The organism is Mycobacterium mantenii, assembly GCF_001667865.1.
In the GTDB taxonomy this organism is placed as follows: domain Bacteria; phylum Actinomycetota; class Actinomycetes; order Mycobacteriales; family Mycobacteriaceae; genus Mycobacterium; species Mycobacterium mantenii_A.
The window spans coordinates 107,604-133,944 of record NZ_LZJP01000060.1 but is presented as its reverse complement, the minus strand read 5'-3'; the positions used below and the strand labels follow the sequence as shown (position 1 = coordinate 133,944).

Sequence of the window (26,341 nt, the reverse complement as noted above, 5' to 3'; positions counted from 1 at the left end):
AGGTAAATCCAAGAATTGTCCCTACGACCCAACCTGTCCGGAGCAACCCAACAATATGCCGAGTCCCGCCGTCACCTCGCCGCAAGTAGCCGTCAACGACATTGGCTCGAGCGAGGATTTTCTCGCCGCAATAGACAAAACGATCAAGTACTTCAACGATGGCGACATCGTCGAGGGCACGATCGTCAAAGTGGACCGGGACGAGGTGCTCCTCGATATCGGCTACAAGACCGAAGGGGTCATCCCCGCCCGCGAGCTCTCCATCAAGCACGATGTCGACCCCAACGAGGTCGTTTCCGTCGGTGATGAGGTCGAGGCCCTGGTTCTCACCAAGGAGGACAAAGAGGGCCGCCTGATCCTGTCCAAGAAGCGCGCGCAGTACGAGCGCGCCTGGGGCACCATCGAGGCGCTCAAGGAGAAGGACGAGGCCGTCAAGGGCACCGTCATCGAGGTGGTCAAGGGTGGCCTGATCCTCGACATCGGGTTGCGCGGCTTCCTGCCCGCCTCGCTGGTCGAGATGCGCCGCGTCCGCGATCTGCAGCCGTACATCGGCAAGGAGATCGAGGCCAAGATCATCGAGCTGGACAAGAACCGCAACAACGTGGTGCTGAGCCGTCGCGCCTGGCTGGAGCAGACCCAGTCCGAGGTGCGCAGCGAATTCCTCAACCAGCTGCAGAAGGGCGCCATCCGCAAGGGTGTCGTGTCCTCCATCGTCAACTTCGGCGCGTTCGTCGACCTCGGCGGTGTGGATGGTCTGGTGCACGTCTCCGAGCTGTCCTGGAAGCACATCGACCACCCGTCCGAGGTCGTGCAGGTCGGCGACGAGGTCACCGTCGAGGTGCTCGACGTCGACATGGACCGCGAGCGGGTTTCGTTGTCGCTGAAGGCGACTCAGGAAGACCCATGGCGCCACTTCGCCCGCACCCACGCCATCGGTCAGATCGTGCCGGGCAAGGTCACCAAGCTGGTTCCGTTCGGTGCGTTCGTGCGCGTCGAGGAGGGCATCGAGGGCCTGGTGCACATCTCCGAGCTGGCGGAGCGCCACGTGGAAGTCCCCGACCAGGTGGTCGCCGTCGGCGACGACGCGATGGTCAAGGTGATCGACATCGACCTGGAGCGTCGCCGGATCTCGTTGTCGCTCAAGCAGGCCAACGAGGACTACACCGACGAGTTCGACCCGGCGAAGTACGGCATGGCCGACAGCTACGACGAGCAGGGCAACTACATCTTCCCCGAGGGCTTCGACTCCGAGACCAACGAATGGCTCGAGGGCTTCGAGAAGCAGCGCGCCGAGTGGGAGGCCCGCTACGCCGAGGCCGAGCGCCGGCACAAGATGCACACCGCGCAGATGGAGAAGTTCGCCGCGGCCGAGGCTGCCGGGCACGCCGAGCAGACGCCGGGCAACGGCGGTGCGCGTGAGGAGAAGGCGGGCGGATCGCTGGCCAGCGATGCCCAATTGGCCGCTCTGCGGGAGAAACTCGCCGGCAACGCGTGACGTTTTCCTGACCACGTCATGCTGCGGATCGGGCTGACCGGCGGCATCGGCGCCGGCAAGTCGGCGTTGTCGTCCACGTTCGCGCAATGCGGCGCCGTCATTGTCGACGGGGATGTCATCGCGCGTGAGGTGGTCCAGCCGGGCACCGAGGGGCTGGCGGCGCTGGTGGAGGCGTTCGGCGGCGACATCCTGTTGCCGGACGGATCGCTGGATCGACCGGCGTTGGCCGCCAAGGCTTTTCGTGACGACGAGGCACGCAAGAAGCTGAACGGGATTGTCCACCCGCTGGTGGGCAATCGCCGTTCGGAGATCATCGCCTCGGTGCCCGGGGATTCCGTTGTGGTCGAGGACATTCCGCTTCTGGTGGAGTCCGGGATGGCGCCGCTGTTCCCGCTCGTGGTCATCGTCTACGCCGACGTCGAGGTGCGGCTGCGGCGGCTGGTCGATCAACGCGGCATGCCCGAATCCGACGCCCGCGCCAGGATCGCCGCGCAGGCCAGCGACGAGCAGCGCCGCGCGGTCGCCGACATCTGGGTGGACAACTCCGGCAGCCCGGAGGAGTTGGTGCAACGGGCCCACGATCTGTGGGATAGCCGGATACTGCCGTTCGCGCACAACCTGAGCGCGCGGCGGATCGCCCCGGCCCCGGCCCGGTTGGTGCCGCACGACCCGAGTTGGGCGGACCAGGCGCAGCGAATCCTCAACCGCCTGAAGACAAGCTGCGGTCACCGGGCGTTGCGCGTCGACCACATCGGCTCGACCGCGGTGCCGGACCTTCCGGCCAAGGATGTCATCGACATGCAGATCACCGTCGAATCTTTGGCCGTCGCCGACGAACTCGCCGAGCCGTTGCTGTCCGCCGGTTACCCTCGCATCGAGCACATCGCCGAAGACGTCGCCAAGGACGATGCCCGCAGTACCGTCGACGGCTACGACCACAAGGGCGATCCGGCGTTGTGGTCCAAGCGGATTCACGCCTCAGCCGATCCCGGTCGGCCCACCAATGTGCATATCCGGGTCGATGGTTGGCCCAACCAGCAGTTCGCCCTGCTGTTCGTGGCCTGGTTGACGGCCAATCCCGACGCCCGCGCCGACTATCTGAACGTCAAGCGCGCCGCCGAAAAGGGCGGTGGCGGAGCCAACGCGGCCTATGTCGAGGCCAAAGAGCCGTGGTTGCTCGACGCCTACCGGCGGGCCTGGGAGTGGGCCGACTCGACCGGCTGGAAGCCCTAGCCCGATGGTGGCGACCCGCTGCGCCCGGCTTCGCCGCGCTTGCGATCGCCCCTAGCCCGGCATGGGCGCGCCGCAGGCCAGCGCGCCGTTGTTGGGATCGCCGTTACCGGCCACCGGTCTGACCATCTGGTCGGACTGGACGAAAACGTTGTCGTCGGCGTCGATCTCGCAGTGCACATTGGCCGCGTACGGGAAATGAAGCACGATCCGCAGACCGGCTTGCGCTGGGTCGGGTAGCACCGTGTTGGCCTCGAAAACGTTGCCGGGCATGGAAGGCAGGTTGGTGGTATTCGTCTGGCCGCCGTTGATGATGAAGGTGGCCTGGCTGCCGGTCGTCAGCGCGTCGACCCGGGCACGGTAGGTGATGTTGTGCAGATCCGCCCGTGCCGGTGCCGGATTCGGCAGGAAGCCGGCGGCGACGACCACCACCGCGACGATCGGCAGTAGCCTGCGGCCTGTGCAGCTCATAGCCGCTGACATTACAGCCAGCGTTATTTTCGAACCAGGGTTTGGTCTAAGGCTGGCAGCGCGGACACCACAGCGTCGTCCGGCCACCGACCGCGGCGTGTTGAAGGCGCGTGCCGCAGCGTGGGCAGTGCGGGTCCGGTTCGTCACGCGCCCCGGTGAGCCAGCGCGCCAGGCCCGGCACCCGGCCGTGTCGCACCGCGGTGCGCAGCACCTGCGTCATCGCCCGATGCAAGCTCTTCACGTCGTCGTCGTCCAACCCCGCAACCGTGCGGGTGGGCCGTATCTTGGCCCGCCAGCAGATTTCGTCGGCCAGCAGATTGCCGAGCCCGGCGATCACCGACTGGTCCGTGAGCGTCGGCTTCAGCCGACCCTTACGCCCGGTGAGGGCGTCACGGAAGTCTCGCAGGCCAAGGCCCAGCGCGTCGGGCCCCTGCGGGCCGGTGATCTGTGCGAGGTCGTCCTGGTGGCCGGCCAACCACACCCCGCGCAGCTTGCGCAGGTCGGCGTAGCGCAGTTCGCCTTTGTCGAGCGACACCACCAGCCGTTCATACTTCTCCGGCTCGGCGCCCGCGGCGGCGAAGTACGGGTGTCCGGTCATGCCGCTGTGAATCACCAGCACCGGACCGTCGGTGGGCAGGATCAGCCATTTGCCGTGCCGGCGCGGCGCCGTGAAGCGGTGGCCGGTGAGGCGACGGGTGAGCGTGGCGGCGGAGGCGTTGCGCAGAATTCCCGGGTCGTGGACCCGCACCCGCTGAATCCGGCGTCGCGGCAGCGTGTTCGCCAGCTGACGCCGGAATCCTTCCACGTCGGGGAGTTCAGGCACTCGATGCCGCCAGCCGCTTCATCGGACCCGTCAGCGAGCGGGCATGCCGAGACATGTTTGCCCACGGATCGGGTTGTCCGGCAAGTCGTTTGGAAATGTCGCGGATGGTGAACCGGTCGGCGCGCAGTTGCCGGGTGTCCAGCTCCTCCCACTCCAGCGGCGTCGCCACCGGGGCGCCCGCGCGGGCCCGTACCGAATACGGTGCCACCGCGGTCTGCGCGTACGCGTTTCGCATGATGTCCAGATACACCCGTTCGCCGCGCTTGTCCTTGCGGGCCTCTACGGTTCGGTGTTCGGGGTCGTCGGCGACCACCACTTCGGCTACGCCCCGGGCGAATTCGCGCACGCTGTCGAAGTCGGTGTCGGCCCGCAGCGGCACGACGACGTGTAGCCCGCGCGATCCAGTGGTCTGAAGGTAGTGTGCCAGGCCGAGGTCGTGCAGCACCCCGGCGGTGGCGTGAGCCGTCGCCCGCACCACCGCGAAGTCGCTGTCGGACGGGTCGAGGTCGAAGACCAGCCGGTCGGGCTTGTCGAGATGCTCTCGCCGCGACTGCCACGCGTGCAGCGTGATGGCGTTCTGATTGGCCAGCCACCGCGACGCCTCTCGGCGTTCAGCCACCGCGTGCACCACCGTTCCGCCCTCTTTGGTGACTTGGACGCGGCCCATCCACTCCGGCAGCGCGTCGGCGTAATCCTGCTGGATGAACCCGGTTTCACCGATGCCGCGGGGAAACCTCTGCACGTTGAGCGGTCGGCCGCGCAGGTGCGGCAGCATGGTGTCGGCCACTTCGGTGTAGTAGGCGACGAGATCGGCCTTCGTGATCCCATCGGCCGGAAACAGCACCCGGTCCGGGTGGGTGATCTCGACGCCGCGCTGGGACATGCGAAGGGCATACCCACCGTCGGATCGAGGAAACTGCTAGCGTTCGCGCCACGTCAGCTCGATGCCGTGGTGCGCAAGCCACCGCGACAGGTCATAGCCGTTGCGGGCCAACCCATCGACCGCGGCGACGGCGCGTCGCACCGCCCGCTCGGCGGCCTCCGGACTCAGCAGGCCGTGGCGGACGGCATCCAGCAACTCGTCGACATCGGTGAGTTCGGCTCCGGCGCCGGTGCGGACTTCGATATCCAGGTAATGGTCTTCGGAATGCCACACGTTGGGGCCGGGTAGGTATTCGCCCACATCCAGGTACTGGTCATGGTCGCGCTCGTACCCGGGATTGAAGTGAAAGACCGTGGCGCGCAAGCCCAACGACGGCAGCAGCCACGACTCGAGGTAATGGAACTGGGCGCGACCGGGCGTGGGGCGGGCGACGTAGAGGCCCCACGGATGCACCGCGTACTCGTCGACGGCCCGCACGATGCCCTTGGGATCGGTGTTCGTGCGGGCCAGCAGGTCGAACGTCTCGTGCTTGGGCGGGTGAATGAGCTCACCCTACCGCTGCCGGGCTATTCCTCACCGGCGCAATCGGATCTTCCATCGCACGAAGCCGGCGTAGAAGAGCGACAGCGCGGCCAGCATGCCCATGTCGAGCAGCCAGATCTTCGAGGTGTGTTGCCAGAACCGATCCTGGGAGAGCAGCGAATCGGGCACCAGGTGCCGCAGGTCCACCGTCGACGAGGCCGCGGCGTAACCCCAACGCGCCGGCATCGCCCACGACAGCTGGTTCAAACCGAGCCGGCCGGTCACCGGGACCATCCCGCCGCACAGCACCAGCTGTGCCATCACCGTCACCACGAACAGCGGCATGATCTGCTCGCTGGACCGAACCAGCGACGAAATCGCCAGGCCCAGTATGGCCGAGGCGACGCACGTCGCCGCCACGGTGGCGAACAGTTCGACGGTGGCCCCGACGGTCGAATGGCCGAACAACACACCGCCGCGCGCCGGGGCGCCCTTGCCGATCACCACGATCGCGGTGACGATCGCCGACTGCAGTATCGCGAACCCGCAGAACACCGCGCTCTTGGCGAGCAGGTAGGCGGTGGTGGACAAGCCCACCGCCTGCTCGCGCTGGAAGATGGCGCGCTCGCCGACCAGGTCGCGAATTGTCAAGGCGGTGCCCATGAATGCCGCGGCCGGCATCAGCAGGGCCAGTATCTGCGCGGCCTCGTCGGGTGTGCCCGCGTTGGCCGCGGGAACGTGAAATCCGTTGCTGCCCGGAACGGTCAGGGACAGCGAGCCGAGGATGAACGGCAGCAGCGCCAGAAAGATGAAGTAGGCGCGGTCGGCGATCACCAGGCGGACCTGGCGGCGGGCGATCGTCGAGATCTGGCGCCGCACGCTGGTGTGCACCGGTTCGCCGAGGCTGCTCGGCTCGTCGGTCTTGTCCGGCAGGTACTTCTCGGGCCGCTTCTGGGCCTCGTTTTGTTCCAGGAAGCGGCGGTTGGCTTCCTCCGGGTCGGCACCAACCTGGGTGAAGATCTTCGCCCAGTTGGTGGTGCCCATCGCCCCACCGATCTGGTCGGGCGAGCCGCAGTAGGCCGTCTTGCCGCCGGGGGCCATCAGCAACACCTGGTCGCACACGTCCAGATAGGACAGCGAGTGCGTCACCACCAGCACGACCCGACCGGCGTCGGCCAGCTGGCGAAGCATCGTCATGACCTGCAAATCCAGGGCCGGGTCCAGACCCGAGGTCGGCTCGTCGAGGATCAGAAGCGACGGCCCGGTCAGCAGCTCGAGCGCCACCGAGGCGCGTTTGCGCTGCCCGCCGGACAGCTTCTCGACCCGGGTGTCGGCATGCTTGGTCAGGTCGAGTTCCTCTAGCACCTGGGCGACGACCCTCGCGCGGTCCGCCTTGCCGGTGTCGGGCGGCAACCGCAGCTCGGCGGCGTAGCCCAGCGCCTGGTTGATAGTCAGCTGGCGATGCACCACGTCGTCCTGCGGCACGATGCCGATCCTGCTGCGCAGCGACGCGTATTCGGCGTGAATGTTGTGGCCCTCGAACGTCACCGAGCCCGACGTCGGGGTGGTGTAGCCGGCGATGAGCCGGGCCAGCGTGCTCTTCCCGGCGCCCGAGCCGCCGATCACCGCGGTCAGCGTGCCGGGGCGCGCGATCAGCGAGATGTCGTCCAGCAGTTGCTTGTTGTTGTCGACGACGTAGGAGACGTTGCGCACTTCGAGACCGCCGGTGCGGGAGGCGGCGCCGCCGTGCTCGATCAGGGTGCCGTCGCGGAACACCAGGTCGACATTGCCGATGGTGACGATGTCGTTCTCGGACAGGATGGCCGACCCGACCCGGGTGCCGTTGACGAACGTTCCGTTGACGCTGTTGTCCCGGATCTCGGTGCCCAGCTGGGTGGGCACCAGGGTGGCGTGCTGGCGTGACGCCAGGACGTCGGTGACGACGATGTCGTTCTCGGCGGCACGGCCGATCGTCATGGCGCCGGCCGTGCCCGCTGCCGACGACGCCCGCGGCGAGAGCAATTTCACAAAACGCGTCGCCAGGTTCGACACGTCGGCCGTCTTGGTGTCGATCACGGTGAATTCCGCTGCGGGCGTTGGCGATGCCTGGGCCGGTGCGCCGGTTTCGCCCGGGACGGGCGGTGTGACCTGCAGCCTTGCCGGCGAGCCGGGGTCGATGACGGTCAGCTGCTCGGGTGGCGTGCCTCGCGGCGGTCTCGCCGGCTGCCGGGGTGGCACGGGCCGCGACGGCGCCGCCTGCGGACCGCCGCGGGCCGGCCCCCTGTTCTGGTTCCCGGCGCGGCCGTGCGGGGGACGTGTCGGATTCGTTTGCTCGGCAAGCGCGGACCACGCCACGGTCGGCGGCCCGGAATCGTGGCTCGGCCGGGTCCGGGGCGGATGGCCGGCATGGCCCTGCCGGGGCCCGATCGCGAAGGTCAGGCGCGGACCTTGGGGGTTCCCGACGTGAATGCTCTGGCCGTCGTGAATGTCGACGACGGGCATCCGGTAACCGTTGAGGTAGGTCCCGTTCAGCGAGCCGTTGTCGATCGCCAGCCAACGGCCTTGATCGAACCGCAGGATCAGATGCGCGCGTGAGATTCGCGGATCGGCGATGCGCACATCGGCCTGCGCGTCGCGTCCGACGACCACCTCGTGGCCGGCCGCGAAGGATCGTTGGGACCCGTCATGCCGAATTGTCAGGATGGGCGGGGCGGGTCGAGTCACTACTCAAGTATCGGCCCGCGTCGGCAGTGCGCTCTATTAGACCCAGCTGTGACTTCGCTTTGTTTCGATTCGGCCACTCATAGCGCTTTCATAGCCTGCTGCGACGAATCGCCTACTGCGGTGGGGCATTATTCGAACGGGAGGGGTGCAATCTTCGATTGTGTCCGCGCGCCGAGCACAGCGTTGTGCCGGCGGACGGCGAGACGAGCAGAGGGCCCAATCGCGATGCGCATGCCCGCGGTGTGCGATCCGCATCACAGTGCGGTGACACCGGGGGCGGTGCCGGGAAACGAGGGGGCAAGGCATTGATGAACGAGCACAAGGGAACTACCCGGCGCATCGGCGCCGGGCGGCGGTTGCTGAGCAATCCGCGAGAAGCCCGTGCGGCGTTGCGCGCGGGTTTTCATTCGTTGCCCGCCATGCCCATCGGGCAGCTGTTCCGCCGGATACCGCCCGTCGATTCCGCGCCGAACATGGAACCCGCTGTGGCGCAACGGCACAACGAGCCCAGTGGGTCACGCCTCGCGGTGGGTAACGGTGCGTCGTTCGCCGGCTACACGATTTTGCGGCAGCTGGGCGCCGGCGGCATGGCCGAGGTGTATCTGGCGCTGCATCCCCGGCTACCGCGCCGCGACGTGATCAAGGTCCTCGCCGAGGCGGTGACCGCCGACCCCGAGTTTCGCGAAAGGTTCAACCGGGAGGCCGATCTCGCGGCCACGCTGTGGCACCCGCACATCGTCGGTGTGCACGACCGGGGCGAGTTCAACGGGCATCTGTGGATCTCGATGGACTATGTCGAGGGCACGGATGCCTCCCGGCTGATCAAGGAGAACTACGCCGAGGGGATGCCGATCCGCGAGGTCTGCGCCATCGTGCAAGCGGTGGCGGGCGCGCTGGACTACGCCCACGACCGTGGTCTGCTGCACCGTGACGTCAAGCCCGCCAACATCCTGCTCACCCACCCCGAGGAGGGCGAGCGTCGAATCCTGTTGGCGGACTTCGGTGTGGCGCGCCACCTGGGCGACATCAGCGGGATCACCGAAACCAACGTCGCGGTCGGAACGGTCGCCTACGCCGCGCCCGAGCAGCTGACGGGTTCCCCCATCGACGGCCGGGCGGACCAATACGCTTTGGCCGCGACCGCTTTCCACCTTCTCACCGGGGCACCGCCGTTTCAGCACTCCAATCCGATCGCGGTGATCAGCCAGCACCTGCACGAGGACCCGCCTCGGCTCAGCGACTTTCGTCCGGATCTGGCCGGGCTCGACGAGGTGTTCTCCCGGGCCCTGGCCAAGCGACCCGAGGACCGATTCGAGCGTTGCCGCGCGTTCGCCGCTGCTGTGAGCGAGCCGTTCGACGGGGTCCCCGAAGCCGGTCGCCACGCCACGGCGCCCGCCGACGTATCGCCGCCCCATCGCCGGCGTGGACCCGGGGGCGTCATTGTCGGTCTGAGTCAACGATTTTCGTCGAAAACCCGGTGGGCGACCGCCCTGGTGGGTGCGGTGCTCATCGCCGTCGCGGCGACCTGGTCGCTGCTCTACTCCTTCCAGCCCGACACGCCGCCGGCCAACCCCGCGCTCGCGTCGAAGCCGTCCGTCCCGGCCCCGAGCGCCGCACCCACCGCGGGCGGACCGGTGCTCAACGGGACGTACAAGCTCGACTACGACCAGGCCAAGCGCACCACCAACGGCATCTCGATCCGGCACGCCGGGGCCGCCGCCGGCTGGTGGGCCTTCCGGTCGGTGTGCACCACCAACGGATGTGCGGCCACCGGGACCCAGCTCGACGACGCCACCCACCAGGTGGCGAACACCACCGATGGGGGCCAGACCGACACGCTGCGCTTCGTCGGTGGCTACTGGCAGGGCGCCCCCGCGCAGCAGCGAGTGGGCTGCACCCAGCCCAATGGACAGGTCGGGGCCACCCAGCAGGAGACCATCGCCTGGTCGTTGGCGCCGCAGGCGGACGGCACGCTGCGCGGCACGGAGACCGAGACCGCGCTGAGCAACGAGTGCGGCGCGCAGGGGGCGGTGGTGCGGGTGCCGGTGGTGGCCACCCGGGTCGGCGATGCGCCCGCGAAGGTGACGTTGGGCGATCCCACCCAGATCATCAACACCTCGGCCACCGCGTCAGCCCCGGCGCCGCCGGTGCTCGGCGGGTTATGCAGCGACGTCGGCAAGGTCGCCTACGACCCGACCAACAGCGAGCAGATCGTCTGCGAGGGCAGCAGCTGGGCCAAGGCGCCGATCACGATGGGCGTGCACGCCGCGGGCGGCTCATGCGATCGGCCGGGTACGTCGGTGTTCGCCATGAGCACCTCGAGTGACGGCTATCTGCTGCAGTGCGATCCGGTCACCCGGACGTGGACGCGGCCGGCGGGGTAGCCGGCGGTGCGCCGGGCTCGCGGGGCGATCGGCCTCCGGATAGCCCGTCGCCGGGCTCGCGGGGCGGTCGGTCTCCGGATACCGAGTCGCCGGGCTCGCGGGGCGATCGGTCTCCGGGTACCAAGAGGTGAGTTTCGAACTCGCTAGCGCATGCGCTAGCACGTGTGAGAAAAGCTTTGTCCTTCCGGACAGGTACTGATGTGACGCATGTGGCCGGGGCGCCGCGGCACGGCGGCGCTGACCTGGTAAGACGAGCTCCACGACACTTGTCGGTGATGGGTTCTACCCTGGTGGCATGGCATTCGCCACGGAGCATCCCGTAGTAGCGCATTCGGAGTACCGCGCCGTCGACGACGTCGTGCGCGTCGGCGGCGACTTCGAGGTGGTCAGCCCGCACGATCCCGCCGGGGACCAGCCGGCGGCCATCGACGAGCTGGAGCGCCGGATCAGGGCGGGGGAGCGCGACGTGGTGCTGCTCGGCGCCACCGGAACCGGGAAGTCGGCCACCACCGCCTGGCTCATCGAGCGGCTGCAGCGGCCCACCCTGGTGATGGCGCCCAACAAGACGCTGGCCGCCCAGCTGGCCAATGAGCTGCGAGAGATGTTGCCGCACAACGCGGTCGAGTACTTCGTCTCGTACTACGACTACTACCAGCCCGAGGCGTACATCGCGCAGACCGACACCTACATCGAGAAGGACAGCTCGATCAACGACGACGTGGAGCGGCTGCGCCACTCGGCGACGTCGAGCCTGCTGTCGCGCCGTGACGTCGTCGTGGTGGCGTCGGTGTCGTGCATCTACGGCCTGGGCACGCCGCAGTCCTACCTGGACCGCTCGGTCGAGCTACAGGTGGGCATGGAGGTGCCGCGGGACGGGCTGTTGCGGCTGCTGGTCGACGTCCAGTACACCCGCAACGACCTGTCGTTCACCCGCGGTTCGTTCCGGGTGCGCGGCGACACGGTGGAGATCATCCCGTCCTACGAAGAGCTGGCGGTGCGGATCGAGTTCTTCGGCGACGAGATCGAGGCGCTGTACTACCTGCACCCGCTGACCGGCGACGTGATTCGTCAGGTGGACTCGTTGCGGATCTTCCCGGCCACTCACTACGTGGCCGGCCCCGAGCGCATGGCCCACGCGATCTCGACGATCGAGGCGGAGCTGGCGGATCGGCTCGCCGAGCTGGAGGGCCAGGGCAAGTTGCTCGAGGCGCAGCGGTTGAGGATGCGGACCAACTACGACATCGAGATGATGCGTCAGGTCGGGTTCTGCTCGGGCATCGAGAACTACTCCCGCCACATCGACGGCCGGGGTCCGGGCTCGCCGCCGGCGACGCTGCTCGACTACTTCCCCGAAGACTTTCTGATGGTCATCGACGAGTCACACGTCACCGTCCCGCAGATCGGCGGCATGTACGAGGGCGACATGTCGCGCAAACGCAACCTGGTCGAATACGGGTTCCGGCTGCCGTCGGCGTGCGATAACCGCCCGCTGACCTGGGAGGAGTTCGCCGACCGGATCGGGCAGACGGTGTACCTGTCGGCCACCCCGGGCCCCTACGAACTCAGCCAGTCCGGTGGCGAGTTCGTCGAGCAGGTGATCCGGCCCACCGGCCTGGTGGACCCGAAGGTCGTGGTCAAGCCGACCAAGGGGCAGATCGACGACCTGATCGGCGAGATCCGGAAGCGCACCGAGGCCGACCAACGGGTGCTGGTCACGACGCTGACCAAGAAGATGGCCGAGGACCTCACCGACTACCTGCTCGAGATGGGCATCCGGGTGCGCTATCTGCACTCCGAGGTCGACACCCTGCGCCGGGTGGAGCTGCTGCGCCAGCTGCGGCTGGGCGAGTACGACGTGCTGGTCGGCATCAACCTGCTGCGCGAGGGGCTGGACCTTCCCGAGGTGGCGCTCGTCGCGATCCTGGACGCCGACAAGGAGGGTTTCCTGCGGTCGTCGCGCAGCCTGATTCAAACCATCGGCCGCGCCGCCCGCAACGTCTCCGGTGAGGTGCACATGTACGCCGACACCATCACCGATTCGATGAAAGAGGCCATCGACGAGACCGAACGGCGTCGTGCGAAGCAGGTCGCATACAACGAGGAACACGGCATCGACCCGCAGCCGCTGCGCAAAAAGATCGCCGACATCCTCGACCAGGTCTACCGCGAGGCCGACGACAGCGAGACGGTGGAAATCGGCGGCTCGGGGCGCAACGCGTCCCGTGGCCGGCGCGCTCAGGGTGAGCCGGGTCGCGCCGTCAGCGCCGGTGTGTTCGAGGGCCGCGATACGGCCAGCATGCCGCGCGCCGAGCTGGCCGACCTGATCAAGGACCTCACCGCGCAGATGATGGCCGCGGCGCGCGACCTGCAGTTCGAGCTGGCCGCGCGGTTCCGGGACGAGATCGCCGACCTGAAGAAGGAACTGCGGGGAATGGACGCCGCCGGCCTGAAATGAGTTTGCTGGCAACCGATCTCCGGTTCTGATCGCCGCGCGACCCCATACGGTGGAGGAGTGACCGACGCGGCGACTATCACCGGCGGCTGGCGTGAGCTGCTGGGCGCGAGGTATCTGAGGACTTCCATCCTGCTGGCCGGCGGGGTGGCGCTCTACGCCACGAATGAGTTCCTGACCACCAGCTTGTTGCCCAACACCATTGCCGAGATCGGCGGCAGCCGGCTCTATGCGTGGGCGACGACCCTGTATCTGGTGGGGTCGGTGGTCGCGGCGACGATGGTCAATCCGATGCTGCTGCGCGTCGGGGCGCGGTCGTCATATCTGATGGGACTCGCCGTCTTCGGCATCGCCAGCCTGGTTTGCGCTGCCGCGCCCACCATGCATGTTTTGATTGCTGGACGGGCCATGCAGGGGGTGGCCGGGGGCTTGCTGGCCGGCCTGGGCTATGCGGTCATCAACTCCGCGCTGCCCCGCTGGTTGTGGACGCGGGGCTCGGCGCTGGTGTCGGCGATGTGGGGGGTCGCGACCGTGGTCGGGCCCACGACGGGCGGCCTGTTCGCGCAGTTCGGCATCTGGCGGTGGGCTTTTGTCGCGATGGCCGTTCTGACCGTGCTGATGGCCCTGCTGGTTCCGGTCGCGCTGGCCCGCGTCAACCCGACCTACGGCATCCCGCGGATGAAGGTGCCGGTGTGGTCGCTGCTGATCATCGGGGTGGCCGCGCTGGCGGTCAGCGTCGCACAGATTCCGCGCAACACCGTCGCGACGTTTGGGCTGCTCGCGCTGGGCATCGTGCTGGTCGGCGTGTTCGTGATCGTCGATTGGCGCATGCACGCGGCCATCCTGCCGCCCAGCGTGTTCTCGTCCGGACCCCTGAAGTGGATCTACCTCACCATGGGCGTGCTGATGGGCGCCGCGATGGTGAACACCTACGTGCCGCTGTTCGGGCAGCGGCTGGCCCACCTGACGCCGATCGCGGCCGGTTTCCTGGGGGCGGCGCTCGCCCTCGGCTGGACCGTCAGCGAGATCGTCAGCGCATCACTGGAGAACCCGCGGACGATCGGGCGGGTGGTCATGGTGGCGCCGCTGGTGGCCGCGTCGGGGCTGGCGCTGGGCGCCGTGGCCCGGCGCGGCGACGGATCGGGCGGGACCGCCGCGCTGTGGGCGGTGGCCCTGCTGGTCGCCGGCATCGGGATCGGGATGGCCTGGCCGCACCTGTCGGCCCGCGCGATGGCGTCCGTCGCCGACCCGGCCGAGGGCGGCGCCGCCTCCGCGGCGATCAACACCGTCCAGCTGACGTCCGCGGCCATCGGGGCCGGATTGGCCGGCGTGGTGGTCAACACCGCCACCGGCGGGGAGGGGATGGCAGCACACCTGCTGTTCACCGTGTTCACCGCGCTGAGCGCCGCCGGTGTGGCGGTGTCTTACGCGGCGACGCGCGCCACCCGGCAGGCCCAGCCGGTCGGCGTTGGCGACTGAGCTCGGTCCGGGTCAGCGCGTGGACTTGACGACCTGCGAGTAGTGAAACTGCCAACGCTCGACGATGTGGAAGCCGAGGTAGCCCGGGAAGCGGTACGCGGGGGCGCGTCCGAATGCGCTTCCCGGCGGCAGCGCTAAGCCCGATTGATGATCGGGCAGCGAGTTGTCTTTATTGGTGATCGTCCAGATGGCCGGGCATTTGTTGATTTTGGCCGTCGTCAGCCATACAGCGACGTGCCCGTCCCACAACGATCCGACCTTCGGGCCGTACACGCCGCGTTCGACGTCGATCAACGACCGGAAGGCCGCCGGCCGGGTGGCCAGTAGCGCACGAATCGGTCCGGGCCGCCAGGGCACGGTGTTGTCCACCATCAGACAGTCGTCGGGGGCGGCGTGGCTGCTGATCAGATCGGCGACCTGGCTGTAGTCCCAACCCTCCTTGGCATACGGCCAGCGTTGGACGAACAGGTAATTCGGCACCGCGGCGACGGCCAGCAGCAGCACCGCGCCGGCGATCGGCCAGGGTCGGCGGGCCAGCGTCACGATGCAGAGGGCCAGGACGACGGCCATCGCGGGTGCGGTGAAGATCAGGTAGCGCGGGTAGTAGATCGGCTCGATGACGGCCGAATACACGACGACCAGGGCGGTCGGAATCACCATCCACGCCGCGGCGATGATCGACAACCGGCGCGCGTCACCGGCCGGGGCCGGAACGCCGGCCAGCCGGGCCACCACCGCCGCGACGATCAGGACCCCGCTCGCAATCGCGAAGGCAACGCCGTGGTCGAAGTACTGGCGCAGGATGATGTCGAACGCGTAATGCCAGCTGACGGGGTAGATCCAGTTGACCTGCCACACCTGGTTGTGGGCAAACACGACGAACGGCGTCATGGCCGCGACCGCGACGGCGGAGCTGCCCGCCCACCAGAGCACCGGCGATCTGCGGGCGCCCCTCGGGGCGAGCAGCGGCAGCATCGCGCCGTACACCGGCAGCAACAGCACCAGGTTGAGGTTGAGCAGTATCGACAGCATCAATCCCAGCGCGTACCAAATCCACCCGCGCCGCCTGTTACGCCGGACGGTGACCACGAACAACACCGTCAGCCAGACGGCTGCGGCCGCCACGAAGGCGTAAGGCCGCGCCTCCATGCCCGCCCACGTCGTGCGCGGCAGGATCGCGAAGATCGCGCCCGCGCACACCGCCGTGGGCCGCGCCGAGAACTGCCTGGTGAACACCGTGACCCCCGCGGCCGCGGCCCCGACGGCCAGGGAACTGGGGAAACGCGACCAGAACTCGGTGGGCGGGAACAGCGCGAACCACCCGTGCATCAGCAGGTAATAAGCCCCGTGGACGGCGTCGATGTGGCCCAGCAACCGCCACAGCTCCGGCAAAGTCCGGCTCGCCGAAGCCGATATCGTCGCCCCTTCGTCGAACCAGAGCGAGGGCCGACAAGCCCAGGCGGCGCTGACAACGGTGGCGAACACGGCGATGGCCCAAGGATCGAGCAACCTGCCCCGCGCCCGGCCGGACCCGGTCCCGGCATCGACATCGCCGGCACGCGGCTCGAGGGCGGGCTCGAGGGTGGGCATGGACATGATGCTTGTTACTTTAGGGCGCGTTTCGGGGAGCGGATCACAAATCGCGGCCGGCGCATTCACTCGTGCCGACATTCACGAAAAGCGGCGTAATGCAATGCCTTCCGCGTGGGCGGCGCGCAATTGATTGATTTGCCATTGCCGATATTGTCCGTTGGCGCAGCCAGAACCCGCAAATTGGGGAGACGCCACGCCGCACCCGTGTCGCTGATGTGCCTCCTCAGCGTCGAGCAAACGCGCTAGTGTCTTGGATTGGCTAACCAACCGAAACTGGGAGGGTAAATGGGCGCCTATCGGACTGTGGTGGTAGGAACCGATGGCTCGGATTCGTCGATGCGCGCGGTGGAGAGGGCGGCGCAGATCGCCGGGCCGGACGCCAAGCTGCTCGTGGCATCGGCGTACTTGCCCCAACACGAGGACGCCCGGGCCGCAGACGCCCTGCGGGACGAAAGCTACAAGGTTTCGGGCACCGCGCCGATTTACGCGATCCTGCGCGACGCCAAGGACCGCGCCCACGCCGCCGGCGCGAAGAACATCGAGGAGCGACCCATCGTCGGCGCTCCGGTCGACGCGCTGGTGCACCTCGCCGAGGAGGAGAAGGCCGATCTGCTCGTGGTCGGGAACGTCGGCCTGAGCACGATCGCCGGCCGGCTGCTGGGATCGGTGCCGGCCAACGTCTCGCGCCGGGCCAAGGTCGACGTCCTGATCGTGCACACCACGAACTAGTGGTGATCGCAAGCGCGGCGTAGCCGGGCGCAGCGGGTCGCCACCATCGAACTAGCTCGCCTTGGGGGTCTACCAGCCCCGCTCGCGCCATTCGCCCAGGTGGGGGCGTTCGGCGCCCAGCGCCGTGTCGTCACCGTGCCCCGGATAGATGACGGTGGAATCGTCATACACGTCGAACACCCGGGTGCTGACGTCCTCGATCAACTGGGCGAAATCGCCGGATTGCCACGTCTTGCCGACGCCGCCCGGGAACAGGCAGTCGCCGGTGAACAACTGTGTGACCCCGCCGGTCGCGGGTCCGTCCAGGGCCAGGGCGATCGATCCCGGGGTGTGCCCGCGCAAATGGATGACGTCGAAGGTCAGCTCGCCGATCTGCACGGTGTCACCGCCCGACAGCAAACGGTCCGGTTTGACCGGCAGCGGCTCCGCGTCGATCTCGTTGGCGGCGGTCGGTGCGCCGGTGGCGGCGGCCACCGCCTCCAGCGCCTGCCAGTGATCGAAGTGCTGGTGGCTGGTCACGATCAGCGACAGCTTCGGCGCGTGCCGCCGGATCAGGTCGAGCAGGACGTCCGCGTCGTTGGCGGCGTCGATCAGCAGGGTTTCGCCGGTAGCGGAACAAGTGATCAGATATGCGTTGTTGTCCATGGGGCCGACCGAAGCCTTTAGGATCGTGGCGCCGGGTAGGGTCCGGCGGGCCGCGGTACCGGGGTCGACGTGTCCGGTGTAGTTGTCGTCCACGGAAGTCATCTGCGCCACTCCTCGATCCCGGCTGCGCCGGCATCATCGTCGTCGGCGCAAGTCATAGCGGCCACGTTACTGGTCAAACGTTGCTTGTCGGTATGGGCACATAGCATGGAATGCGCCGTGCGCATCAATGGCTGCAGCACGTAGAGATTCACTGAGAGAGGGCAGCGTGGCTGACCGTCTGATCATCAAGGGCGCCCGCGAGCACAACCTGCGCGGCGTCGATCTCGACTTGCCCCGCGACGCGCTGATCGTCTTCACCGGGCTGTCGGGTTCGGGTAAATCGTCGCTGGCCTTCGACACGATTTTCGCCGAGGGGCAGCGCCGCTACGTGGAGTCCCTGTCCGCCTACGCCCGCCAGTTCCTGGGGCAGATGGACAAGCCGGACGTCGACTTCATCGAGGGCCTTTCCCCGGCGGTGTCCATCGACCAGAAGTCCACCAACCGCAACCCGCGATCGACCGTCGGCACCATCACCGAGGTGTACGACTACCTCCGGCTGCTCTACGCGCGGGCGGGCACGCCGCACTGCCCGATCTGTGGCGAGCGGATCGCCCGGCAGACCCCGCAGCAAATCGTCGATCAGGTGCTGGCGATGCCGGAGGGCAACCGGTTCCTGGTGCTCGCCCCGGTGGTGCGCACCCGCAAGGGCGAGTTCGCCGACCTCTTCGAGAAGCTCAACGCCCAGGGCTACAGCCGGGTGCGGGTCGACGGTGTGGTGCACCCGTTGACCGACCCGCCAAAGCTGAAGAAGCAGGAAAAGCACGACATCGAGGTGGTGGTCGACCGGTTGACGGTCAAGGCCTCCGCCAAGCAGCGGCTCACCGATTCGGTGGAGACCGCGCTGAACCTGGCCGACGGCATCGTGGTGCTCGAGTTCGTCGACCACGAGCACGACGCGCACAACCGCGAGCAGCGGTTCTCCGAGAAGTTGGCCTGCCCCAACGGGCACGCGCTGGCGGTCGACGACCTGGAACCGCGGTCGTTCTCGTTCAACTCGCCCTACGGCGCCTGTCCCGAGTGCAGCGGCCTGGGCATCCGCAAGGAGGTCGACCCCGACCTGGTGGTGCCCGACCCCGAGCGCACCCTGGCCGAGGGCGCGGTGGCGCCGTGGTCGACGGGCCACACCGCGGAGTACTTCATCCGGATGATGGCCGGGCTCGGCGACGAGCTGGGCTTCGACGTCGACACGCCCTGGCGCAAGCTGCCGCCCAAGGCCCGCAAGGCGATTCTCGAGGGCTCCGATCACCAGGTGCATGTGCGGTACCGCAACCGGTACGGCCGAACCCGCTCCTACTACGCCGATTTCGAGGGCGTGCTGGCGTTCCTGCAGCGCAAGATGGCGCAGACCGAGTCCGAGCAGATGAAGGAACGCTACGAAGGCTTCATGCGTGACGTGCCCTGCCCGGAGTGTGAGGGCACCCGGCTCAAGCCGGAGATTCTGGCCGTGACGCTCGCCGCGGGCGGCCGGGGCGCGATGTCCATCGCCGAGGTCTGCGAACTGTCGATCTCGGACTGCGCGGACTTTCTCAACGGGCTCACCCTCGGCCCCCGCGAGAAGGCGATCGCCGGGCAGGTGCTCAAGGAAATCCAGTCGCGGCTGGGCTTTCTGCTCGACGTCGGGCTGGAGTATCTGTCGCTGTCGCGCGCGGCGGCCACGCTGTCCGGCGGTGAGGCGCAACGCATTCGGCTGGCCACCCAGATCGGGTCCGGTCTGGTCGGCGTGCTCTACGTGCTCGACGAGCCGTCCATCGGCCTGCATCAGCGAGACAACCGCCGGCTCATCGAAACCCTCACGCGGCTAAGGGGTTTGGGCAACACGCTGATCGTCGTCGAACACGACGAGGACACCATCGCGCACGCCGACTGGATCGTCGACATCGGCCCGCGCGCCGGTGAGCACGGGGGCGAGATCGTGCACAGCGGCACCTACGCCGAGCTGCTGGCGAATAAGAACTCGATCACCGGCGCCTACCTGTCGGGCAAGGAAAGCATCGAGATGCCCGCGAAGCGCCGCTCGGTCGACAAGCGGCGGCTGACCGTCGTCGGCGCCCGCGAGCACAACCTGCGCGGCATCGATGTCTCGTTCCCGCTCGGCGTGCTCACGTCGGTGACCGGGGTGTCCGGATCCGGCAAATCGACGTTGGTCAACGACATCCTGGCGGCCGTGCTGGCCAACCGGCTCAACGGTGCCCGCCAGGTCCCGGGCCGCCACACCCGGGTCACCGGGCTGGACCATCTGGACAAGCTGGTGCGGGTGGACCAGTCACCGATCGGCCGCACGCCGCGGTCCAACCCGGCCACCTACACCGGGGTGTTCGACAAGATCCGCACCCTGTTCGCCGCCACCACCGAGGCCAAAGTGCGTGGCTATCAACCGGGCCGGTTCTCGTTCAACGTCAAGGGCGGCCGCTGCGAGGCGTGCACCGGCGACGGCACCATCAAGATCGAGATGAACTTCCTGCCCGACGTGTACGTGCCGTGCGAGGTCTGCCACGGCGCCCGCTACAACCGGGAAACCCTCGAGGTGCACTACAAGGGCAAGACCATCTCCGAGGTGCTGGACATGTCCATCGAGGAAGCGGCGGACTTCTTCGAGCCGATCACCGGCATCCACCGCTACCTGCGCACCCTGGTCGACGTGGGGCTGGGCTATGTGCGGCTCGGCCAGCCCGCACCGACGCTGTCCGGCGGCGAGGCGCAGCGCGTCAAGCTGGCCGCGGAGCTGCAGAAGCGCTCGACCGGGCGGACGATCTACATCCTCGACGAGCCCACCACGGGTTTGCATTTCGACGACATCCGCAAGCTGCTGAAGGTGATCAACGGCCTTGTCGACAAAGGCAATACGGTCATCGTCATCGAACACAACCTGGACGTGATCAAGACCTCGGACTGGATCGTCGACATGGGACCCGAGGGCGGCGCCGAGGGCGGAACCGTTGTCGCCGAAGGCACTCCGGAGGACGTCGCCGCGGTGCCGGAGAGCTACACGGGCAAGTTCCTCGCCGAGGTGATCGGTCGTAGCCCGGCGGCATCCAGCGCGCCGCGACGATCCACCCGGCGGCGCAAAGCCACCGCCTGAATTCGGTTCAACCCTGCTCGGGCCGCATCGACTCGCGGATCTGGGCCAGTCGCTCGGCCGCGGCCCGCTGGCGTTCGTCGTAGTGTTCCTCGACCGACCGGCCCTCGGCTGATTCCGCGTCGAGTTCGGCGGCGCCCTGCGCCGCCGCGTACCGGGCCTCGATCCGGTCGCGCACCGACTCAAACGTCGGCACACCGTCGTCGTCGTATTCCGGGCCCGCCCCCGTAGGGATGGGACTGGCTGGTTCGTCGGGCATGCAGTCACGGTACTGCGGCGGCTGATCGAAATTCGCGCCGTTGCCGCGCCGTCGATATCCGCGTCGCGGCACTCCGGCGGTCCCCGCCCGCCAAATCAAATGCGGCACACAGTGCTTTTGTGAGCCATTCCCCTCACGCGGCGGTCGAAATTGTCCTTATATGTCACAATCCCTTTGGCTAATTTGTCGCGAGTCAAATTGGCAAACGGTTTACGACGCGTTTCACGAAATTACTCGTTAGTAACGGCGAATAAGTGGAGGTCACATATGGAAGCCGCGCAACTCACGGAGACCGGGATTGACGGTTTGTGGTCGGACAGCGGGTTCGGTTGGCGCGATCATGCGACGGGGTGTTGGGTCACCGCGTCCACGCCGGCCGCGGAGCCCGATCTGTGGAATCAGTACCTGGACGGCGCGCTGAACAGCTATCGGCGGCATGGCCTGGATTGGGTGCTCGACCTCGACCAGATTCGGGATGGCACCGACACGTCCCTGTTTTTCGCCACGCTCGACCCGCGCGGGCGGGTCGTCGGAGGTACGCGTGTTGTGGGGCCGTTGCGCTCGCCGGAGGACTCCCACGCCCTCGAGGAATGGAAAGGCAACCCCGGTCTTCCGTTGCTGCGCCATATGATTTCCAACCGGCTGCCGTTTGGCGTGGTGGAGGTGAAAAGCGCGTGGACCAATTCCCGTGAATATGGCAATCGCGCCCTCTCCACGGTGCTGGCCCGCACCGCGCTGCCGATGATGACGTTGCTGGGAGTCCAGTTCGTGATGGCCACCGCCGCGGCGCACGTGTTGGAGCAGTGGCAGTCCTCCGGAGGCGTCGTCGCCAACCGGGTGCCGGCGGCGGCCTATCCCAACGAGGACTATCGGACCAAGGTGATGTGGTGGGATCGTCGCACCCTTGCCACACATGCCGATCCGGGACAATTTAAGCTGATGTGCGCCGAAAACACCGAAATCCTCAGCCGCATCTCGGCTTAGGTGAACGCGGGTCTACGCCGTTGGGAGTTGGATGGGTTACAGCTATGAGCGCCACGAGGCCAGCGGTGCAGTGATTCTCGCTGACCACATCGCCGCGGACCGCGATGTACTGGAACGGCTCAGAGCGACCCCGGGTATCGACTTCATCGACCGGTTGGGCCCTGATGCCGCGGGCGCCGATGAAGGCTTGCGGTGGGTGTACTACCCGTGGCGCAACGCCGTCGTGCGGATCGTCGGCCCGCGCGCGTTCAGCGCTGCCCGGCTCGACCGCAACCGGCACCTCATCACCTCCGCCGAGCAGGAACGGCTGCAACGTCTGCGCATCGGCATCGTCGGCCTGAGTTCGGGTCACGCGATCGCATACTGCCTGGCCGCGCAAGGTCTTTGCGGCGCGTTGCGGCTGGCCGACGGTGACACGCTCGAGCTGTCCAATCTGAATCGCGTCCCGGCCGCGGTGCTCGATCTCGGCCTCAACAAAGCCACCGTCGCCGCACGCCGAATCGCGGAACTCGATCCGTATCTGCGCCTGGAGGTCGTCACCTCCGAGGTGACCGCCGAACTCGTCGACGGGTTCCTGGACGGCCTGGATGTGCTGATCGACCAAGCGGATTCGCTCGACATCAAGGTGTTGCTGCGCGAGGCGGCCCGCGACCGTGGCATCCCGGTGCTCATGGCCACCAGCGATCGGGGGCTGCTCGATGTCGAGCGCTTCGACCTGCAGCCGCAACCGTCGGTGATGCACGGGCTGCTCGGGGACATGGACACGACGGCGCTGGGCGGGTTGTCGACCCGGGACAAGCTGCCATACCTGTTGCGTCTCCTGGACGCTCGGCATTTGTCCGCGCGCGGGGCGGCCTCGCTGGTCGAGGTCGGACAGACGTTGGGCGGGTGGCCCCAGCTCGCCGCCGACATCTGGGTGGGTGCGGCGGCCGTGGCCGAGGCCGTGCGCCGCATCGGACTGGGCGAGCCGCTGAGGTCCGGACGAGTTCAGATCGACATCGCGGACGCTCTCGACGGCCTCGTCCCGCCCGCCCCGCGGGATGCCCCGCCGCCCCCGGCTGATGATGCGGCCGGGGCCACCGTCGCGGACGCGACGAGGGCCGGGATCGCCGAAGCCGTTGCGAGCGCGGCGATTCGCGCACCGTCCGGCGGCAATGTCCAGCCCTGGCGGGTCGCTCTGGACGACAACTCGATTCAGCTGCTGCTGGCCGCCGAGGATTCGGCCACCATGGACGTCGAATTTCGGGCCAGCGCGGTCGCGCTGGGCGCGGCCATGTTCAACGCGCGCGTCGCCGCGGCCGCACACGGTGCGCTGGGCCCGGTCCGCTTCCGTGAAGACCATCCGAACACCGCACTGCACGGTGAGATGGTGTGGGGCGACGGCGATGACCCCGAACTGGCGCAGCAATATCGGGCGATGCTGGCGCGGCAGACCAATCGTCACCCGGGCCGCGCCGTGGCGGTGCCACCGGCCGTCGCCGACAGCCTGGCGACCACCACCGCCGATGCGGGCGCGCGGCTGAGACTCATCACCGATCGTGATCAAATCACCACCTTCTCAGGCATATTGGCCGAAGCCGACCGCATCCGTTATCTCACCCCTGCGCTGCACACGGAGATGGTGTCGGAGCTGCGTTTCCCGGCCGACCCCGCACCGGAGACGGGAATCGACGTCCGTTGCCTGGAACTTGATGCCGGTGAGTTTGCGGCCCTGGAGCTGGTCCGGCGTCCCGACGTGATGGCCGAGTTGGCACGCTGGGATGCCGGTGGGGTGCTGGGCGACGTCACCCGCCAACGGGTCACGGCCAGCGCCGCGTTGGCGGTCATCGTCGTGGCGGGCTCCGCGCTCACCGACTACGCCCGCGGGGGCGCGGCGCTGGAGGCCTTCTGGATCGCCGCCGAACGGAACGGCTTTGGCGTGCATCCGGTGTCGCCGGTGTTCCTCTATGCGCACGACGACGACGACTTCCAGACCTTGTCACCCGCTTATGCCGGCGAGCTGAAGGGGCTGCAGAAGGCCTTCCGGGCGTGCGCCGGGCTCGGCGATGGCGAACGCGAGATCCTCGTGCTGCGCCTCGTTTCCGGCCCGCCGCCGTCGGTACCGGCGAGGCGCCGTCCGCTGAGCGCCAGTCTGGCCGCGGAAAGGTAGCGGGCATGGAAAACGGCGCTGCGCCAAAGACTCTCGCCACCATCGTCACCTCGGTGGCGACCAAGCTGATGGGGGCGACCGCGGCCACCGCCGCGGACATCAGCACGGAGATCCTGGCCGAACTGGTGGCGATCCTCGACGTGGACGTGAGCTTCCTGCGCTACAACGATCACAGCATCCACGCCACGGTCTTGGTGGCCGAATGGCCACCGCGCCCGGACATAACCGACCCCGACCCGCTGCATACGATTTACTTCGCCGACGCGGACCCCATCTTCGCCATGTGTGAACATGCCAAAGAACCGATTGTCTTGCGTCCCGAATCCGCGAACGAGGACTACCAGCGCACCATCTCGGAGGCAAGCGGAGTCCCGGCGATCTCCATGTCATCGGTTCCGCTGATATCCGGCGACGTCACCACCGGAGCGCTTGGTTTCGTGAAGTACGGCGACCGGGCCTGGACCCAGGACGAGCTCAACACGCTCACGGTGGTCGCCACGATGTTCGCCCAGGTGCAGGCTCGCCTGATCGTCGAGGACCGGCTGCACTATCAGGCCGAGCACGACGATCTGACCGCATTGCCCAACCGTCGAACCCTGTTGGCGCATCTGGATTCTCGCTTCATCCACGGGCAACCCGGCCCGGTCGCGGTGCTGGTGTTCAATCTCGACCGGCTCAAGGCGATCAACGATTACCTCGGCCACGCCGCCGGTGACCAATTCATCTGTGACTTCGCCACCCGCACTACCGAAGCCATGCAGGGCAAAGGCATGATCGCCCGGCTCGGCGGCGACAAGTTCGTGGTCGTTCCCGCGTCGGCGATGGACCTCGACGCCGCCCGGCGGCTCGCCGAAACGCTGAGAAGCCAGGTGAAGGACCACGTGACCATCGACGGTGTGGTCCTCAACCGCACCGTGAGCGTCGGCGTCGCAACGGGTGTCCCCGGGACGGACTCGAGCCTGGACCTGCTGCGGCGCGCCGATGAGGCGCTGATCGCCGCCAAGGGCAGCGGCGGGGACAGCATCGGAGTGTTCTCCGCCGAGATGCTCACCCGGCGCGAGCTGCGCAACGACATCGAGCTGCATTTGCAGGCCGGTATCGAATCGGACGCGCTGACCGTCGCCTACCTGCCCGAGGTCGACATGCCGACGGGAAAGATCTTGGCGGTCGAGGCGCTGGTGCGCTGGCACCACCCCACTCGGGGGCTGCTGCATCCGGACGAATTCGTGCCGGTGGCCGAATCCATCAACCTCGCCGCGGAACTCGGCAACTGGATGCTCAACGCGGCATGTGCCCACCTGGCCCAGTGGCGGGCAGAGGGCGTGGGGCGCGACATCATGCTGCGCGTCAACGTCTCGCCGGCCCAACTCGTCGCGCACGACTTGGTCAACACCGTTGCCGGCACGCTGGAAAGGTTCGGGCTCGACGGCTCGTCGATCGGACTGGAAGTCACCGAAAGCCTGCTCATCCAAGACCTGGTGAACACCCGCGCCACGTTGTTGGGGCTGACGGAGCTTGGCATCAACATCGCCATCGATGATTTCGGCACCGGGTTCAGCGGGATGGGTCTGCTGCGGACGCTGCCGGTGGGAACGTTGAAAATCGACCGCGGGTTCGTCTCGGATCTCGCCACCTCCGCTGACGGCCTCGCGATCGTGCGGGCGATCATCGGCCTGGCCCAGGCGCTCGGTCTCGACGTCGTGGCCGAAGGTGTCGAATCCGAGAGTGCGGCGCGCGTGCTCCTCAACGAGGGGTGTTCGCGCGCACAGGGTTTCCTGTTCTGCCAACCCATTCCGGCCGACGAGACCAGGCGGCTCCTGGCCGAGGGCTCGGTTGAGGTCCGCATCACTCCCACGCAGCCCTGACCGCCGCAGCGCGACGACGCTGAAAGCCGTTGCCGCGCAGGGCAAGCCAGGCTATGCCGATTGGCGCTCGAGATACCGAACCATCTGTTGCCAGTAGACCAGCGTCAGCGCCATCTGCACCGCCACAGCGAGCAGCGCCGGCCGCAGCCGATGCCGTCGGGCGGCGAAAACCGCCCCCACCGCGGCCGCCGACGTCATCGCGCTGACCAGCATCGCCGCATCGCGGGGCCGGCGGCTGATCCACAGCTCCTCGCCCAGCATCGCCCGCGTCGACCACGCCCGGTGTTGCGCCGGCTCGCCGAAAACCACGGGATTCACCGCCAGCCACAACGCAATCCACACCGCATGGGCCCGTCGCCGCGTCCACACCGGGACCAGGATCAGCGGCGTGCTGGCCCACCGCGTCCAGGCGCTCCACGGATGGCAGTGCCGCGCGAAGACCGCCCGCCGGACGCGCGCGACGGACAGCACCGGCG

20 protein-coding genes are annotated in these 26,341 nt (G+C 67.8%); 10 read left to right on the top strand and 10 right to left on the bottom strand.

Annotated elements, in window-relative coordinates; all coding sequences use genetic code 11:
* The first annotated feature begins 55 nt into the window (after positions 1-55).
* Both rpsA and coaE read left to right on the top strand, forming a co-directional pair.
* A complete protein-coding gene (gene rpsA, locus A5688_RS09770) occupies positions 56-1,495 on the top strand; it encodes a 30S ribosomal protein S1 (RefSeq protein WP_067828620.1) in 1,440 nt (479 codons plus the stop codon).
* A gap of 18 nt (positions 1,496-1,513) precedes the next feature.
* Positions 1,514-2,728 (top strand): dephospho-CoA kinase, encoded by a 1,215-nt coding sequence (gene coaE, locus A5688_RS09765; protein ID WP_067828618.1) that lies wholly within the window; start codon positions 1,514-1,516, stop codon positions 2,726-2,728.
* A 51-nt stretch (positions 2,729-2,779) separates the two neighbouring features.
* Here coaE and A5688_RS09760 read toward each other — a convergent pair whose 3' ends face one another.
* From A5688_RS09760 to A5688_RS09740, 5 genes are all read right to left on the bottom strand, one after another.
* Positions 2,780-3,196 carry a hypothetical protein gene (locus tag A5688_RS09760; protein ID WP_067908269.1) on the bottom strand — a complete coding sequence of 139 codons (417 nt, stop codon included), beginning with the start codon at positions 3,194-3,196 and terminating at the stop codon, positions 2,780-2,782.
* Between the two features lie 46 nt (positions 3,197-3,242).
* The gene (locus A5688_RS09755; protein ID WP_067908266.1) at positions 3,243-4,019 is read right to left on the bottom strand and encodes an Fpg/Nei family DNA glycosylase; all 777 of its coding nucleotides are present in this window, start codon (positions 4,017-4,019) and stop codon (positions 3,243-3,245) included.
* Positions 4,012-4,902 (bottom strand): non-homologous end-joining DNA ligase, encoded by an 891-nt coding sequence (gene ligD / locus A5688_RS09750; protein WP_067908263.1) that lies wholly within the window; start codon positions 4,900-4,902, stop codon positions 4,012-4,014. The genes A5688_RS09755 and ligD overlap by 8 nt, the downstream gene beginning before the upstream one ends.
* 36 nt (positions 4,903-4,938) lie before the next feature.
* Positions 4,939-5,379, bottom strand: coding sequence for a DUF402 domain-containing protein (locus A5688_RS09745; RefSeq protein ID WP_067828609.1), 441 nt, complete (start codon positions 5,377-5,379; stop codon positions 4,939-4,941).
* A gap of 96 nt (positions 5,380-5,475) precedes the next feature.
* On the bottom strand, positions 5,476-8,148 hold the full coding sequence (locus tag A5688_RS09740) for an FHA domain-containing protein (RefSeq protein ID WP_207546635.1): 2,673 nt from the start codon (positions 8,146-8,148) through the stop codon (positions 5,476-5,478).
* Between the two features lie 308 nt (positions 8,149-8,456).
* On the opposite strand from A5688_RS09740, the gene A5688_RS09735 reads away from it, so the two are divergent.
* The 3 genes from A5688_RS09735 to A5688_RS09725 all read left to right on the top strand — a co-directional run bounded on the left by A5688_RS09735 (position 8,457) and on the right by A5688_RS09725 (position 14,463).
* Positions 8,457-10,532, top strand: coding sequence for a serine/threonine-protein kinase (locus A5688_RS09735; protein ID WP_067908257.1), 2,076 nt, complete (start codon positions 8,457-8,459; stop codon positions 10,530-10,532).
* Positions 10,533-10,827: 295 nt separating this feature from the next.
* Positions 10,828-12,987 carry an excinuclease ABC subunit UvrB gene (gene uvrB, locus A5688_RS09730; RefSeq protein WP_067828599.1) on the top strand — a complete coding sequence of 720 codons (2,160 nt, stop codon included), beginning with the start codon at positions 10,828-10,830 and terminating at the stop codon, positions 12,985-12,987.
* A 57-nt stretch (positions 12,988-13,044) separates the two neighbouring features.
* Positions 13,045-14,463 carry an MFS transporter gene (locus tag A5688_RS09725; RefSeq protein ID WP_067908255.1) on the top strand — a complete coding sequence of 473 codons (1,419 nt, stop codon included), beginning with the start codon at positions 13,045-13,047 and terminating at the stop codon, positions 14,461-14,463.
* 12 nt (positions 14,464-14,475) lie between these two features.
* On the opposite strand, the gene A5688_RS09720 is transcribed toward A5688_RS09725, so the two are convergent.
* Positions 14,476-16,059: a glycosyltransferase family 39 protein gene (locus A5688_RS09720; RefSeq protein WP_067908251.1), complete on the bottom strand. Its 1,584-nt coding sequence runs from the start codon at positions 16,057-16,059 to the stop codon at positions 14,476-14,478.
* A 282-nt stretch (positions 16,060-16,341) separates the two neighbouring features.
* Between A5688_RS09720 and A5688_RS09715 the strand changes: the two genes are divergently transcribed.
* Positions 16,342-16,785, top strand: a complete 444-nt coding sequence (locus tag A5688_RS09715; protein WP_067828589.1) for a universal stress protein — start codon at positions 16,342-16,344, stop codon at positions 16,783-16,785.
* Between the two features lie 69 nt (positions 16,786-16,854).
* Here A5688_RS09715 and A5688_RS09710 read toward each other — a convergent pair whose 3' ends face one another.
* Both A5688_RS09710 and A5688_RS27715 read right to left on the bottom strand, forming a co-directional pair.
* On the bottom strand, positions 16,855-17,532 hold the full coding sequence (locus A5688_RS09710) for an MBL fold metallo-hydrolase (protein ID WP_067828891.1): 678 nt from the start codon (positions 17,530-17,532) through the stop codon (positions 16,855-16,857).
* Positions 17,529-17,684 carry a hypothetical protein gene (locus A5688_RS27715; RefSeq protein WP_165606877.1) on the bottom strand — a complete coding sequence of 52 codons (156 nt, stop codon included), beginning with the start codon at positions 17,682-17,684 and terminating at the stop codon, positions 17,529-17,531. The genes A5688_RS09710 and A5688_RS27715 overlap by 4 nt, the downstream gene beginning before the upstream one ends.
* Before the next feature lie 14 nt (positions 17,685-17,698).
* On the opposite strand from A5688_RS27715, the gene uvrA reads away from it, so the two are divergent.
* Entirely contained in the window at positions 17,699-20,611 is a 2,913-nt protein-coding gene (gene uvrA, locus A5688_RS09705) for an excinuclease ABC subunit UvrA (protein WP_067828586.1), read from the top strand.
* A gap of 7 nt (positions 20,612-20,618) precedes the next feature.
* Here the strand turns inward: uvrA and A5688_RS09700 are convergent, their stop codons facing one another.
* The gene (locus A5688_RS09700; protein ID WP_067908340.1) at positions 20,619-20,867 is read right to left on the bottom strand and encodes a hypothetical protein; all 249 of its coding nucleotides are present in this window, start codon (positions 20,865-20,867) and stop codon (positions 20,619-20,621) included.
* A 267-nt stretch (positions 20,868-21,134) separates the two neighbouring features.
* On the opposite strand from A5688_RS09700, the gene A5688_RS09695 reads away from it, so the two are divergent.
* The 3 genes from A5688_RS09695 to A5688_RS09685 are packed head-to-tail and all read left to right on the top strand — an operon-like array spanning position 21,135 to position 25,865.
* Positions 21,135-21,851, top strand: a complete 717-nt coding sequence (locus A5688_RS09695) for a hypothetical protein (protein ID WP_067828583.1) — start codon at positions 21,135-21,137, stop codon at positions 21,849-21,851.
* 31 nt (positions 21,852-21,882) lie between these two features.
* On the top strand, positions 21,883-24,000 hold the full coding sequence (locus A5688_RS09690) for an Rv1355c family protein (protein WP_067908249.1): 2,118 nt from the start codon (positions 21,883-21,885) through the stop codon (positions 23,998-24,000).
* A gap of 5 nt (positions 24,001-24,005) precedes the next feature.
* Positions 24,006-25,865, top strand: coding sequence for a putative bifunctional diguanylate cyclase/phosphodiesterase (locus A5688_RS09685; RefSeq protein WP_067908245.1), 1,860 nt, complete (start codon positions 24,006-24,008; stop codon positions 25,863-25,865).
* Positions 25,866-25,916: 51 nt separating this feature from the next.
* Here the strand turns inward: A5688_RS09685 and A5688_RS09680 are convergent, their stop codons facing one another.
* On the bottom strand, positions 25,917-26,336 hold the full coding sequence (locus tag A5688_RS09680) for a DUF6653 family protein (protein ID WP_207546634.1): 420 nt from the start codon (positions 26,334-26,336) through the stop codon (positions 25,917-25,919).
* Positions 26,337-26,341 lie beyond the last annotated feature (5 nt).